Annotated in this window: 14 protein-coding genes and 1 tRNA gene; 7 read left to right on the forward strand and 8 right to left on the reverse strand. The window is 41.5% G+C overall.

What is annotated here, in order from left to right:
• Window positions 1-639: 639 nt before the first annotated feature.
• From C8R11_RS14485 to C8R11_RS16560, 6 genes are all read left to right on the forward strand, one after another.
• Window positions 640-1,581, forward strand: a complete 942-nt coding sequence (locus C8R11_RS14485; RefSeq protein WP_107796320.1) for a hypothetical protein — start codon at window positions 640-642, stop codon at window positions 1,579-1,581.
• A 321-nt stretch (window positions 1,582-1,902) separates the two neighbouring features.
• On the forward strand, window positions 1,903-2,268 hold the full coding sequence (locus tag C8R11_RS14490; RefSeq protein ID WP_107796321.1) for a hypothetical protein: 366 nt from the start codon (window positions 1,903-1,905) through the stop codon (window positions 2,266-2,268).
• 53 nt (window positions 2,269-2,321) lie between these two features.
• Complete coding sequence (locus C8R11_RS14495) at window positions 2,322-3,398, forward strand: replication initiation factor domain-containing protein (RefSeq protein WP_107796322.1); 1,077 nt, start codon at window positions 2,322-2,324, stop codon at window positions 3,396-3,398.
• Window positions 3,388-3,657, forward strand: a complete 270-nt coding sequence (locus tag C8R11_RS14500) for a hypothetical protein (protein ID WP_107796323.1) — start codon at window positions 3,388-3,390, stop codon at window positions 3,655-3,657. The genes C8R11_RS14495 and C8R11_RS14500 overlap by 11 nt, the downstream gene beginning before the upstream one ends.
• Complete coding sequence (locus C8R11_RS14505) at window positions 3,654-3,986, forward strand: helix-turn-helix domain-containing protein (RefSeq protein ID WP_107796324.1); 333 nt, start codon at window positions 3,654-3,656, stop codon at window positions 3,984-3,986. The genes C8R11_RS14500 and C8R11_RS14505 overlap by 4 nt, the downstream gene beginning before the upstream one ends.
• On the forward strand, window positions 3,896-4,900 hold the full coding sequence (locus tag C8R11_RS16560) for a tyrosine-type recombinase/integrase (RefSeq protein ID WP_244907712.1): 1,005 nt from the start codon (window positions 3,896-3,898) through the stop codon (window positions 4,898-4,900). The genes C8R11_RS14505 and C8R11_RS16560 overlap by 91 nt, the downstream gene beginning before the upstream one ends.
• Before the next feature lie 13 nt (window positions 4,901-4,913).
• Here the strand turns inward: C8R11_RS16560 and C8R11_RS14515 are convergent.
• From C8R11_RS14515 to C8R11_RS14550, 8 genes are all read right to left on the reverse strand, one after another.
• Window positions 4,914-4,989, reverse strand: a tRNA-Thr gene (locus C8R11_RS14515).
• 29 nt (window positions 4,990-5,018) lie between these two features.
• Window positions 5,019-5,447, reverse strand: coding sequence for a ClpXP protease specificity-enhancing factor (locus C8R11_RS14520; RefSeq protein ID WP_107796325.1), 429 nt, complete (start codon window positions 5,445-5,447; stop codon window positions 5,019-5,021).
• Window positions 5,444-6,043, reverse strand: a complete 600-nt coding sequence (locus C8R11_RS14525; protein ID WP_107796326.1) for a glutathione S-transferase N-terminal domain-containing protein — start codon at window positions 6,041-6,043, stop codon at window positions 5,444-5,446. The genes C8R11_RS14520 and C8R11_RS14525 overlap by 4 nt, the downstream gene beginning before the upstream one ends.
• A gap of 48 nt (window positions 6,044-6,091) precedes the next feature.
• On the reverse strand, window positions 6,092-6,817 hold the full coding sequence (locus C8R11_RS14530) for a cytochrome c1 (RefSeq protein ID WP_107796327.1): 726 nt from the start codon (window positions 6,815-6,817) through the stop codon (window positions 6,092-6,094).
• Window positions 6,814-8,061, reverse strand: coding sequence for a cytochrome b (locus C8R11_RS14535; protein WP_107796328.1), 1,248 nt, complete (start codon window positions 8,059-8,061; stop codon window positions 6,814-6,816). Before C8R11_RS14535 ends, C8R11_RS14530 begins: the two co-directional genes overlap by 4 nt.
• The gene (petA, locus tag C8R11_RS14540; protein WP_090700100.1) at window positions 8,062-8,670 is read right to left on the reverse strand and encodes a ubiquinol-cytochrome c reductase iron-sulfur subunit; all 609 of its coding nucleotides are present in this window, start codon (window positions 8,668-8,670) and stop codon (window positions 8,062-8,064) included.
• Between the two features lie 537 nt (window positions 8,671-9,207).
• Entirely contained in the window at window positions 9,208-11,931 is a 2,724-nt protein-coding gene (gene secA / locus C8R11_RS14545; RefSeq protein ID WP_107796329.1) for a preprotein translocase subunit SecA, read from the reverse strand.
• A 175-nt stretch (window positions 11,932-12,106) separates the two neighbouring features.
• The gene (locus C8R11_RS14550; RefSeq protein WP_107796330.1) at window positions 12,107-13,024 is read right to left on the reverse strand and encodes a M23 family metallopeptidase; all 918 of its coding nucleotides are present in this window, start codon (window positions 13,022-13,024) and stop codon (window positions 12,107-12,109) included.
• Between the two features lie 32 nt (window positions 13,025-13,056).
• Between C8R11_RS14550 and C8R11_RS14555 the strand changes: the two genes are divergently transcribed.
• A complete protein-coding gene (locus C8R11_RS14555) occupies window positions 13,057-13,524 on the forward strand; it encodes a DciA family protein (protein WP_107796331.1) in 468 nt (155 codons plus the stop codon).
• Window positions 13,525-13,579: the final 55 nt, after the last annotated feature.

Below are 13,579 nucleotides of genomic sequence, written 5' to 3' on the forward strand. Positions count from 1 at the left end.
GTTAGTATGTGTCATTGAGAGTTACCTTTTTTGTTTTGATTAAGATTCGATACCTTTATCAAAACGGGTAACTCTCACTTTTGCAAGTGGTGTGTAAGATTTGATCGGAGCTAATACAACTTAAGCTATTGTTTTTATGGTGCCGACACCAAGAATCGAACTCGGGACCTTCTGATTACAAAGCACATAACCATATATAAGTATATTTAATAATCAGTTGCTTGCAATGCTTGCCCAAACCAAAATCAACCTCAGAGTGCTTTATCTCACTGTTGTTTGTGGAAAAATTTGACACAAAATTGTCACATCACATTTTTTGTTATACAAAATCACTATTCAGAAAGTTGAGTTAGCTACAAAAATTGCAACCAAGGGATTATGAGACGCAACCACAAAACAATTTATTAATATATAACAATTAGTTACACCGATTTCTGCATTTAAAACCTATCTCACACAGCGTGAATTTGCATCATTTATGGCGCACCATGACACAAATTTGTCACAATATCTACAACTTTAGACTTATAACTCATTGCTCGATATACTGTAAAATCCTAGATCAATCTACATCCAATTCTACAAAAGAAAAATAAAGAATTCTAACTGATAATACCTGGGTCTAATGGGATATTTAAAATGAACCAAACGTTAGTCAAAAATAGTCCATCTTCGTTAATTGCGAAGCCATATTCTGTTTCAACGTCGAAATTAGGTGCCGTAACAAAATTATACACTGACAAATTTATATGCAATGAAAAAGCAATATTAAGAATACATAGTCAAATTTGTGAAAAACTTGGGACATTGCACCCAAGTTCTAATGGCTTGCAATACATTGTTAGTTTCACGGATAGGACTCACTTTGAGCATAATGACTTTCAATATTTAAACAATACCATTAATCATAGTGAAAAATGTACAGAGCGTTTGATACTTAACTGGGCCATCAGTCATAAAATAGGCGACATACCCAATGAATTATCTGTAATTGTCAGATTGTCTAATCCAGTAAATCCTTTACTGGTAATCCAAGCAGCTCTTTCTAAATCTCCTAGCGAACTAGATAATTTTGAATTTGAGCATGGATCATCAGTTTCAGTATCCATAACAGGTGCAACACAAATGTTCGCTGAAGAAATTTTCTCGATAATTGGGAAATGGATAGAAGGTTGCATACAACCGCAACCATTTATAACCTTCAATAGGTTTCTAAGAAAGCATCATGGAAAAATCGAATTTTTGAATTATTGGTTATTCCCAATACTCTGTATTACTGCGTATTTTCTCTTTTTGAAAGAACAGTCAATAGAAAATATGATTCCACTCTTACTGCTTGGCATTATAGGACATGAATATCTAAGAAGGCTTGCATCTTCTCTTAATTCAAGAGTAGATCGATGGAATAGAACTAGTTCTTCATTTAGCATATTTGATTTAACTGGTGGCGATGCAAATCAACAAACAAAGTTTATTGCAGATTCGAAAAATAGTACTATCAAACTAATAATAGCCAACACCATTTCGTTTATATTAAGCGTTCTTGCTGGTTATACTGTATTTTTACTAACCCAAGTATAAGGCTTTAGTCGATTCCGACCTTAATACATCTCAATTATAAAGAAATAGCATTTATAAAATGACTTGAGAAGTATCTTTTACTTGATGTAAATTGAAAAGAAACTGTTACCCGGGTGCGCCGGTCGGCCCGGCGCAAGGCCATGTCCGGACTTGACGGGCATGCTGGCCGATCCCGCGCTACTACCGTGTTTAAACCCCTTAGTCCATCCTGCTAAACAAATCTGACTTGCTTGTTCCTATTCTCTTTCATGCAATCAAAAGAGGTTGTTTATTACCCCTCAATCTATTATGCTTTATACCCCGGTTAAGGAAAAATAAATAATGTCTGATTTTAAAATACAACCAATCCCTCCTTTAACTCCTGAAGAAGCTGTGCGATATGTTGCGATTATCGATAAAGCTGTCGAAAATTTTCGCGGACAAGCTGATGAGCTTGAAAATGCTATTGGCATGCTAATGATTGGGCGCATCTATGGTTGGAGAGTATTAGTAATTGTTCATAATAAACGCACTATAAAGAAATATGAAACAATTCTTGATATAAACATACGCGAAATGTTTCCTCCTGAAGGTCCTCTTGCTCATAAGTCACTTGGTTACAAAATTGCTTCTAAACTTAGTAACTTCTGGAAGGCTGTGAGTGGTGATATAAAAATTGATAATCGCCGGGAGATCGGATCAGAATAAAGGGTAACAAATACCCTTGACAAGGATAATCAATACCCTTTATATTAAGGGGTATGAAAAATCCTTTTGCAATACCTGTTACCCAAGATAATGCCAGTGCTAATGCGCTGATGGCGGCGCCAGCCGCCAGCGCAGCATGCACTGGCGCTTTAGTGTGCGATGTTCAGGCACCATCAGATACCAATCACACTACTGATTACCCCCGTACGGTAATACGGGGGGAAAGTCCAATCGAAGAAAGAAATAAATCTCAAGCAGCTTTAACAGATTGGCTAAATATTTCATTTCCTTTTCGTCCTGAAAATAATAATCCAAAAGATTTTTTTATTGCTTTTAGCGAAGCAACTAGCTGTGTTTTTGGAGGCATGACTGATCAAGAGCGCGGATTACACGGTTGGAAACATTCCTTTAAATTTGATCATGGTTGCGTCATTTTTGCTTATGGCGGTCAAAACAATTCTGCTTTCTTATCGCTGTCCGGCGAAGGGTGCGCGTTTATTTCTAACTGGCAATCTTTTGCTTCATATCTTGAAAATAAGCTGCATGCGCGTATAACCCGCTGGGACGGGGCAGTTGATGACTTTCTCGGCAATCATTCAGTAGACCATGCTGTTGAACTTTATAAAAGTGGCGGCTTCAAGCAAGGCGGCAGAAATCCTAAACCACGGCAACATGGAAACTGGATTACTGCCGACGATTTGGGACGCACGTTTGAAGTTGGCAATCGCAAAAATGGCAAACTTATCCGGATTTATGAGAAAGGCAAACAACTTGGTGCTCCATCAAGCCCTTGGGTTCGGTGGGAAGTTGAATTTCATGCAAAAGATCGCGTAATCCCATTCGATGTTTTATTGCATCCGGGTGAATATGTGGCTGGTGCTTACCCTTGTATGTCTTGGGTATCTGGACGTGCTCTTCGTATCCATACCGTCAAAGAACAAGACCGCATAACTTACGAACGCTCTGTACAGGTTGCCTCAACCGCCTACGGCGCCCTTTTCAATGTAATGCTTCAACGTGAAGGTAGCGCTGAACGTGTTGTCGAGAGGCTGAAACGACAAGCCATACCAAAACGCCTTGCATTTACAGATTATTTTTTACGAACACAAGGTGATACCGATGAATTTTGAAGTTGACGATTTGGATTGGGCAATGGGTGAGCTGGCAAATCTTTTTGCAAATTCAAAGCGCACGGGAATTTACCCACACGAACTTGATTATTATCTCTTTCACAATGCTTGGGGCGCACTTTGCATACAACCTTTTAAGATTCGTTTCAGTTGTAGACAAAATTTATTTCAAATGCTAACCGAGCCATATTGGAAAACAGATGACGTCACCGGAACCGTCATAAAACTCACAAACTCATCAATTCGTTACGACCTATGAAAACCCTTTCTCTTGCTGAAGCTGCAGAACTTTTAAAGATGCACGCTGAAGAAGTGCGCAGACGTGCCAAAGCCGGAAAAATCCCGGGTGCAAAACTCGGCAAGAGTTGGGTATTTATTCTCGAAGACCTTGTCGAATACATCAGATCACATTATGCTGATACTTGGCAAGCGTTGCGAGTGGTTGCAAATAAGGAGGACAAATCATGCCACTCTACAAACGCGGTAAAACGTGGTGGATCTCATTCACCACATCGACAGGAGAGCGAATTAGATGCTCTGCTGCAACAAGTGATAAAACCCAAGCGCAAGAATACCACGATAAGCTAAAAGCTGAATCATGGCGAATATCTAAGCTGGGTGATAAGCCACAATTCACTTGGGATGAAGCTGCTTACAAATGGTTAATGGAAACATCGCATAAAGCCTCACATAAGCAAGACATCAACCAAGTTGCATGGGTACATCAGTTTTTTAAAGGTCGATCATTATGCGAATTAACGCGTGAAACCATCGCAGAATTAGGTGAAATAAAGTGTTCAGAAACATCTCCCTCTACTGCTAATCGTTATCTTGCGATGATACGTGCTATTTTGAGACGTGCCGCTAATGATTGGGAATGGATTGAGAAAGCGCCATTTATCCGACTCTACAAAGAGCCTAAACGTCGAATTCGTTGGATTAGTCCAGAGCAGGTAACTATTTTACTCAAAGAATTACCTGAGCATTTAGTAGATATAGTTAAGTTCTCTTTATCAACTGGTTTGCGTAAACGTAATGTAACGGACTTGGAATGGTCGCAGATTGATCTTCACCGTAAAGTTGCTTGGATTCATGCAGATCAAGCTAAAGGAAGAAAGAATATTCATGTTTCGCTGAATGATACAGCTCTTGAAGTATTAAACAAACAAATAGGTAAACACTCAGTCAGAGTTTTTACTTATCAGGGAAAACCTATCATTCAAACTAATACAAGAGCATGGCGTAAAGCTTTAATTAGGGCTGGTATTGAAAATTTCCGTTGGCATGATCTACGGCACACCTGGGCAAGTTGGTTAGCTCAAAAAGGTGTTCCGTTGAATGTAATTCAAGAGATGGGAGCCTGGGAATCAACTGAAATGGTAAAACGCTATGCTCACTTAGCTCCAGAGCAATTCAGGAAACATGCTATTGTTGTAGATGAACTCCTGAATGACACAATTGTGACACAATGTGAAAATCAGGAGTTTAAAAATGCTACTTAAGCTATTGTTTTTATGGTGCCGACACCAAGAATCGAACTCGGGACCTTCTGATTACAAATCAGCTGCTCTACCATCTGAGCTATGCCGGCTAGTTGTTAGGTTAAATGAGTGAGTTGCTTTATTTTACCAGACGCAATTTGGTTTTTGATTTTTTACCGGCTGCTTTATTTTTTGCCGCAGACAATCCTGCCTTATCATCTCTCTCAGTTTTTTTTTGTTGCTGCGTCATATCATGTTGCACTTCAGAAAATGCAATACCCTGGTTAACTTCTTTTGCAAAAATTCCTTTAACAGCATCAGTAGGAAAAATTATTTCTTTTGCAACACCACCAAACCTCGCTGAGAAGCTTATTATATCATTACCAATTACAAGATTGTGCACCGCTCCATGATCAATATTAAAAATGATTTCATCATTCTTAACACTATCAGCAGGTATGCTCATTTCAGGACTTACCTTAACAGACAATAATGGCGTATAACCGCATTCATTACACCATTCATAGATGGATCGAATCAGGTATGGCTTTGTCGATGGGAGTTTCATTTACGCATGACCTTTTCGGATGCAGACAACGCATCGATAAAAAGAGGTCTGCTAAATAATCGCTCAGAATATTTTAATAGTGCGGCAGCCTGTTTGGGCAATTTAATTCCGTAATGCTCAAGTCGCCACAATAACGGCGCAATAGCGACATCCAACATTGAAAATTCGTCACCCAGCATAAATTTTTGCTTCTCAAATATGGGAGCAATCAGCGTCAGGTTTTCTGCAATGGCAACACGTGCTTTCTCTATTGCTTTAGCATCTGCACTTTCAATTTCATCAATATAGCAAAACAGTTCCTGTTCAAAGCGATACAGCAACAATCTGGCGCGTGCACGCATTACCGGATCGGCTGGCATCAACTGCGGATGTGGAAAACGATCGTCAATATATTCATTAATGATATTGGATTCGTATAGAACCAGATCCCGCTCTACCAGAATCGGTGCTTTTCCATATGGACTCATTACTGCAAGATCTTCAGGCTTGTTATTTGGATCAACATCAATTACTTCAAAGTCCATATCCTTTTCGTGTAAAACGATGCGGCAGCGATGGCTATAAGGACAGGTAATTGTTGAGTACAAAGTCATCATAATTATATTTTCCCCATGCTTATACTTGAGATATGAAAAGCTTATCAATCAATGTATGTCTTTCCAATATTCTCGATACAAGGCATAGGTCAACCCCAGCATGCCAAACAGGAATATCATAACCATGATGCCCAAGCGCTTACGATCATTTGCGCCGGGTTCACCGAGATAAACCAGATAATTCACCAAATCAGCAACATACTGATCATATTCAGACACGGTCATCAAGCCCGGTTTAGCCAACTCCAAACTTTTTACTTCTTTACCATCAACGGTCTGCACAACAAGCTTTTGTTCACCCTGTAGTTCATAAAGCACGTGCGGCATGGCTGCACGATCAAAAACAAGATTATTCCAGCCTGGCACTGTTGTATCATCACGATAAAAAGCGCGCAGGTATGTATACAACCAATCCGCACCTCTTGAACGTGCAATCACCGACAAATCTGGTGGTGCCACACCAAACCATTCTTCACCTTCATTTTTACGCATGGCTGATAGCATCAACTCGCCTGCCTTTTGGTCTGTTAAAACCAATTTATCGAGTACTTCGGCTTCGCTATCCAAACCGATATCGCGATGACGGTTGTAGCGCATAAAACTAGCGCCATGGCATGTCAGGCAATAGTTTACAAAGGATTCGGCACCACGCTGTAATGCCTCATTATCTGTTGTATCAATAGGCGCCGCATCTAGTGGCATCCCAGGCTCTGCAGCGAACAAACTCATTGGAGCCATAAACAAGACAAGTAGAAATATTTTTATTTTATTCATTTGGTTACTCTTTTAGGCTCAGGTTTTGTTTTATCTATTTTGCTGTACCAAGGCATTAAAATAAAGAACGCAAAATAAATAACTGAAAAGATTTGCGCTAACAGGGTATATAGCGGTGTAGGCGATTGCGTGCCCAACCATCCTAGGACAAAAAAGCTGATAACAAAAAGCGTTAAAGCAAATTTAAAAATCGGGCCTTTATAACGAATGGATTTAACAGGACTCCTGTCAAGCCACGGCAAGAAACAGAAAACAGCAACACCGGCAACCATTAAAATCACACCCCACAATTTCGCATCAACCCAAAGGAAGTTTACTGTGACTGCTCGCAGCATTGAATAATAAGGGGTGAAATACCACACTGGCGCGATATGATCCGGTGTTTTTAATGTGTCAGCCGGAATGAAATTATTGTGTTCCAAGAAATACCCACCCATTTCCGGTGCAAAGAAAATGATTCCGCAAAACACAATCAAAAATATAACAACGCCAAAAATATCCTTCACGGTGTAATAAGGATGAAACGGGATCCCATCAACTGGTATTTTTGTTTGCGGATTTTTATTTTCTTTAATTTCGATACCGTCCGGGTTATTTGAACCGACTTCATGTAAAGCAATAATATGTACAAACACCAGAACCACAATTAAAACTGGCAGCGTCACAACATGGTAGGCAAAGAAGCGGTTAAGCGCCGCATCCGAAAGCATAAAGTCACCTAATATCCAGTTATGGAGTGTTTCACCAATAAAAGGAATGGCTTCAAACATACTTACAATCACTTGCGCGCCCCAGTATGACATTTGTCCCCAAGGCAAAATATAACCAGTGAATGCCAGACTCATCAAAACAAAAAATATGCCCATACCGATTAACCATAAAAGCTCGCGTGGTTTTCGATAAGAACCGTACATCATGCCACGAAACATGTGCAAATATACAACCACAAAGAACATGGATGCACCGGTAGAATGCATATAACGAATCAGCCAGCCGTAATCAACATCACGCATGATATATTCCACTGAAGCAAAAGCCAGACTTGAATCCGGCTTATAACTCATGGTAAGAAAAATACCAGTAACCAACTGATTTACAAGCACCAGGAGTGCCAATGAACCAAAGAAATACCAGAAATTAAAATTCTTTGGTGCGTAATATTCAGTAAAATGCTCTTTCCAGGTAGACACCAGCGGAAAGCGTTTGTCTATCCATTCAAGAAACGTATTGTTTTGCTTGTTCATTTATGCAGTTTCCTTGCTTTCTGCCCCAATTAAAAGGACGTTATCACTTAAATAAACATGAGGTGGAACTACCAAATTTGTTGGCGCAGGCACACTCTTGTAAACGCGGCCTGCCAGATCAAATTTAGAGCCATGGCAAGGACAGAAAAAACCACCTAACCAATCAGATCCCAGGTCTTCAGGCGCGATATCTTTCCTAAAAACTGGAGAACATCCCAAGTGCGTACAAATACCCTCCACAACCAGAATTTCAGATTTGATTGAACGCGTTCTGTTTTTTGCGTAATCAGGCTGCTGCTCTTTTTCTGAATTCGGATCAGCCAGTTGAGGTTCCAGTTTCTCAAGTGTAGCCAGCATTTGAGGTGTCCGGTCCAGAATCCACACTACACGCCCACGCCATTCAACCATGAGCAGCATACCCGGTTCAAGTTTGGATATATCAACTTCAACCGGTGCGCCTGCAGCCTTGGCACGCTCACTTGGCATCATGCTCAGAACAAAGGGCGCCACAATACCAACTCCCGCAACCCCACCTGCTACAGAAGTCGCAGCAACCAGGAACTTTCTTCTTCCACTCATCTCATTATTAATGCTGAAACTATCTGCCATATTTTAAAATTCCATCAATTATTTTTTTCATGCAATATCAGTTACATGTATATGCAAAACCGTTAAAAAACTTCTATCCGGCACTTTTTTCAGGAGTGTCATTCTCACTCAAAGTCTTAAAAAATGTACTCGATCCGCCAGATACTCTGATTCAATATAAAGCTGTCTGTCTTAGCCGTCTGTCTTAAGAAATTCGAGAAACGAAGCTCTAACAACTCAAGCATATGTTTTTTCTCAATAAACATATGGAATTAAAGTGTGTTTACGCGCGCGCTCTCGACACATTAAAACATCGCTTTTGATTTGTTATTATTTTTAGACAGCCCCTTGGATAAATGGGCCGCATTATACCATAAGCATGACAGGGATATACTAAAAAAACTTTTTCTAATAAAGTATCGTTCCATTTTAAATCGAAACAGCGAGGTGCTATACAGAGTCGGTATTGCCGTACACTGTCGCTCAACTTCAAAACAGGTACAACCCCCTTTTGCGGTACTCAGAACCGATAAATATGACAGAATAACTTATATAAAATTACCGAATCTTGCCATGACACTGTTTATATTTCTTGCCTGAGCCGCATGGGCAAGGCTGGTTGCGTCCAATCTTGTCTCCCTGACGCACAAAGGGCTGCAATGCTGTCTCGTCAGAATCCTTACCGCCATCCATACCGCCAGACACATTATCGTGATGATATTCCACTTTATCAGGTGACTTGAGTGTTTCCGTGACAGCCTCAACCTGCTGCTCATTTTTAATTTGAACGGTTAATAATATTCTGGTTACTTCCGCCTTTATTTCTTCGAGCATATTGGTAAACAGCTCAAATGCCTCACGCTTATATTCCTGCTTTGGATTTTTTTGGGCGTAACCACGCAAGTGTATGCCTTGCCGCAAGTGGTCCAATGCTGCCAGATGTTCACGCCAATGCGCATCAATAATCTGCAACATCAGCGCACGCTCATATTGATGCATAATATCAGCACCGATCTGATCCACCTTACCTTGATAGTGCTGCGCCGCGATTTCTATGATTCGATCACATAACGTTTCTTCGTGCAAATCCGATTCTTCGTCCAGCCACTTCTGAACGGGCAAATGCAGTTGATATTCGGACGCCAACGCTTTCTCCAATCCTGGCACATCCCATTGTTCTTCGACGCTTTGCGGTGGGATATGCAGATTAAAAAGACTGGTCAACACGCTCTCACGAACAGCAGTAATGGTTTCTGTAATATCATGTTCCGCTTCCAACAATTCATTACGCTGCTGATATATAACGTTACGCTGATCATTAGCCACATCATCATAATCCAGCAGCTGTTTCCGTATATCAAAATTTCGCGCCTCAACCTTTCGCTGCGCGTTTTCTATCGCACGTGTAACCCAAGGATGCTCAATGGCTTCTCCCTCAGGCATTTTAAGACGCGTCATGATATTGGCAACACGATCAGACGCAAAAATGCGCAGCAGAGGATCCTCCAGTGAAAGATAAAAACGGCTTGATCCGGCATCACCCTGCCTGCCCGAACGGCCACGCAACTGATTATCTACACGACGCGACTCATGGCGCTCTGTACCAATGATATGCAACCCCCCTTTTTGCAGGACTTCATCATGCATCACCTGCCATTTTTCGAGGATCGTCTTGATACGTTTTTCTTTTTCGGCATCGCTCAATTTTTCATCACGCCGCATGCCTTCAATTTCTGGCTCAGGATTACCACCCAACACAATATCCGTACCCCGCCCGGCCATATTGGTCGCAATGGTGACCATTTTTGGGCGTCCAGCCTGAACAATAATATTGGCCTCGCTAGCATGCTGTTTGGCGTTCAGTACCTGGTGCGGTAGTTTTGCACGATCCAGCAACTTAGATAACAAGACGTTGTTTTCAATAGATGTCGTACCTACGAGGACAGGCTGACCCTTCTCATAACACTCTCTGATTCCTTCGATAATGGCGTTATTTTTTTCATCCATGGTACGAAAAACCTGATCCATACGATCATCACGTATCATAGGACGATGCGTTGGAACAATCACAGTCTCTAGACCGTAAATTTGCTGAAATTCTGCAGCTTCGGTATCCGCCGTGCCAGTCATGCCCGCCAATTTATGATACATGCGGAAATAGTTCTGAAAAGTAATTGAAGCCAGAGTCTGGTTCTCCTTCTGAATGGCAACACCCTCTTTTGCTTCAACCGCTTGATGCAACCCATCAGACCAGCGTCGACCGGCCATCAGACGCCCCGTAAATTCATCGACAATGACAACTTCGCCGTCTTGTAACACGTAATGCTGATCCAGGAAATACAGAGCATGCGCACGCAGACCTGCAGTCAAATGATGAATCAAACTCACATTTGCCGGATCATACAGACTGGTACCCGATTTGAGCAAACCCGCTTCCGCCAGAAGCTTCTCAGCATGCTCAAAACCTTCTTCACTCAATGTCACCTGATGCGCTTTTTCATCAACACTATAATCACCCGGGCTGTCTTCTTTTTCCTGGCGGGTTAATTTTGGTATTAGTTTGTTGATACGAACATAGATCTCCGTATCACCCTCAGCCTGGCCCGAAATAATAAGCGGCGTTCGCGCCTCGTCAATCAAAATAGAATCCACCTCATCCACGATCGCAAAGTTGAGATGGCGCTGTACGCGCTCAGCCTGATGTGTCACCATATTGTCACGCAAATAATCAAAGCCGTATTCATTATTGGTGCCATAGGTAATATCTGCTGCATAAGCAGCCTGTTTATCTTCACGCGGCATTTGACCGTAGATGACGCCGACACTGATCCCCAAAAATTCATAGATCTTGCCCATCCAACCAGCGTCACGCTTTGCCAAATAATCATTGACAGTCACTACATGAACACCATGACCTGACAAAGCATTCAGATATGCAGGCAAAGTCGCCATGAGCGTTTTACCTTCACCTGTACGCATTTCCGAAATCTTACCATCATGCAAAACCATTCCGCCAATCAACTGCACATCAAAATGGCGCATGTTGAGTACGCGTTTACCCACCTCGCGCACCACAGCGAATGCCTCAGGCAGTATTGCATCCAACGTTTCTCCACCATCAATACGCTGCTTAAATTCGTCTGTCTTGGCGCGTAACTCAGCATCCGTCAACAGCTCGATTTCAGCTTCAAGTGAATTAATCGCATCAACAGTTTTAGAGTACTGCTTGACTATGCGGTCATTACGACTTCCAAAGACTTTTTTGAGTAGATTACTTAGCATAACAATGAAATAAAATTAATATTCGGAAAAAACAAAGAGTGAGACATTTGCCTCACTCTATATAAATCTGTGAAAGAAAAGCAACGGTTAGAACAATATACTAATGCATTCAATCGGTACCTTACGATAATCAACACTGGACGCCAATTGATTACCTGGTCACATTTATAATCAATCAGCCCGGTTTTTTTAGAAATCGAGATGGATTTTGCGGCACATCTTTATGCCTTATTTCGAAATGCAAATGCGGCCCTGTTGAACGCCCGGTACTGCCAACTTCCGCGATTTTCTGCCCTTGTGTAACAACCTGGCCGACTTCAACATGCAACCTTGAGGCATGCGCATAACGGCTTAAGATATCATCGCCATGGTCAATTTCGACCATCTTACCATACACAGAATGCCTGTCGGAATAAACAACGACCCCGCCGGCTGCTGCATGAATAGGCGTCCCTATTTTCGCCGCAAAATCTACGCCTTCATGAAAAGCGCGTTTTCCTGTAAAAGGATCAAATCGGAATCCAAAGCCCGAAGAATACCAGTCGGTTTCAACCGGCATGACCGTAGGCAACACGCGTTGTGACAACCGCTCACTGCGAAACAGCACCTCCATTGCGCCGAGCTTATCCGTTCGCTCATCCAGCATCATGGATAACTCATGCAGTTTTCGGTCAAGTTCATTTATTGAAACAACATCGGCGTGCAAATCCTCATATGCGCCACCTTGTCCTGGCGGCTGATCCAGCATGAAATCTTCAAGCTCCAGACCGGATGATTCCAGCAACTGAACCCCCAGAGCGTCAAGACGCATCAACTGCGCTTGCATTTGCCCCAGTTTGGTTGCCATCATATTCAAGTTGTCATGTAACTGCGATTGTATCTTTTGATGTCTTTTTTCCTGTGGATTGACCAACAATGCTTTTAGAAACGGCGCATCTATTCGATCCGCATAACGTAGCGACAAAAAATTCAAACCTAAAGCCATTGACAGCACAGCCATTAGTAATACAACTGTAAATAATGTAAGATGTACCTTAGTTAACACAATTTTTTTTGCTTGTGCAGATCGGCTGGAAATCAAAATAATATTCATAGTGTTAATTCTGGATATTTTTTAAAATAACCATGACCTCTCAGAATATAAAAAAATATCTTCGTACCCTAGGTAGAAATCCTGAATACACAGATTTGTTTAATCAGGTAACGCAATTAAATAAAATGCAACAAATGCTAACGACATCAACCGTTATTCCGATTCATCTCATTAAACATTGCCAACTTGGCCAGATAACGCGCGGCCGGTTAACACTACTGGCTGAAAATGCATCCGTTGCAGCAAAACTCAAACACATTTCACCGTCGATCTTGCAAAAAATACAAAATCTAGGATGGGAAATTACAGCAATCAAAATTTTGGTGCAGAAACCAGGCCATACCAGTTCTACTGCTATATCACATCCGGTGAAAACATTTCATTTAAAAAAAACAAAAATCAGCAATGCGGGCATTGAATGCCTAAATCGCCTGACCCTTACATTACCGGATTCGGAACTCAAAAACAGCATCCAACGACTTCTTAAGAATCACGCCTAAGATTTTATTGCATAATCGAGTTGATGCGATCACCAAGTGCACCTGCCTCACTTAC

Source organism: Nitrosomonas aestuarii (assembly GCF_003046585.1).
GTDB lineage: Bacteria > Pseudomonadota > Gammaproteobacteria > Burkholderiales > Nitrosomonadaceae > Nitrosomonas > Nitrosomonas aestuarii.

Coding starts and splice junctions, on each gene's coding strand:
- C8R11_RS14485 (WP_107796320.1), top strand. CDS start 640: ATGAACCAAACGTTAGTCAAAAATAGTCCATCTTCGTTAATTGCGAAG.
- C8R11_RS14490 (WP_107796321.1), top strand. CDS start 1,903: ATGTCTGATTTTAAAATACAACCAATCCCTCCTTTAACTCCTGAAGAA.
- C8R11_RS14495 (WP_107796322.1), top strand. CDS start 2,322: ATGAAAAATCCTTTTGCAATACCTGTTACCCAAGATAATGCCAGTGCT.
- C8R11_RS14500 (WP_107796323.1), top strand. CDS start 3,388: ATGAATTTTGAAGTTGACGATTTGGATTGGGCAATGGGTGAGCTGGCA.
- C8R11_RS14505 (WP_107796324.1), top strand. CDS start 3,654: ATGAAAACCCTTTCTCTTGCTGAAGCTGCAGAACTTTTAAAGATGCAC.
- C8R11_RS14520 (WP_107796325.1), bottom strand. CDS start 5,447: ATGAAACTCCCATCGACAAAGCCATACCTGATTCGATCCATCTATGAA.
- C8R11_RS14525 (WP_107796326.1), bottom strand. CDS start 6,043: ATGATGACTTTGTACTCAACAATTACCTGTCCTTATAGCCATCGCTGC.
- C8R11_RS14530 (WP_107796327.1), bottom strand. CDS start 6,817: ATGAATAAAATAAAAATATTTCTACTTGTCTTGTTTATGGCTCCAATG.
- C8R11_RS14535 (WP_107796328.1), bottom strand. CDS start 8,061: ATGAACAAGCAAAACAATACGTTTCTTGAATGGATAGACAAACGCTTT.
- petA (WP_090700100.1), bottom strand. CDS start 8,670: ATGGCAGATAGTTTCAGCATTAATAATGAGATGAGTGGAAGAAGAAAG.
- secA (WP_107796329.1), bottom strand. CDS start 11,931: ATGCTAAGTAATCTACTCAAAAAAGTCTTTGGAAGTCGTAATGACCGC.
- C8R11_RS14550 (WP_107796330.1), bottom strand. CDS start 13,024: ATGAATATTATTTTGATTTCCAGCCGATCTGCACAAGCAAAAAAAATT.
- C8R11_RS14555 (WP_107796331.1), top strand. CDS start 13,057: ATGACCTCTCAGAATATAAAAAAATATCTTCGTACCCTAGGTAGAAAT.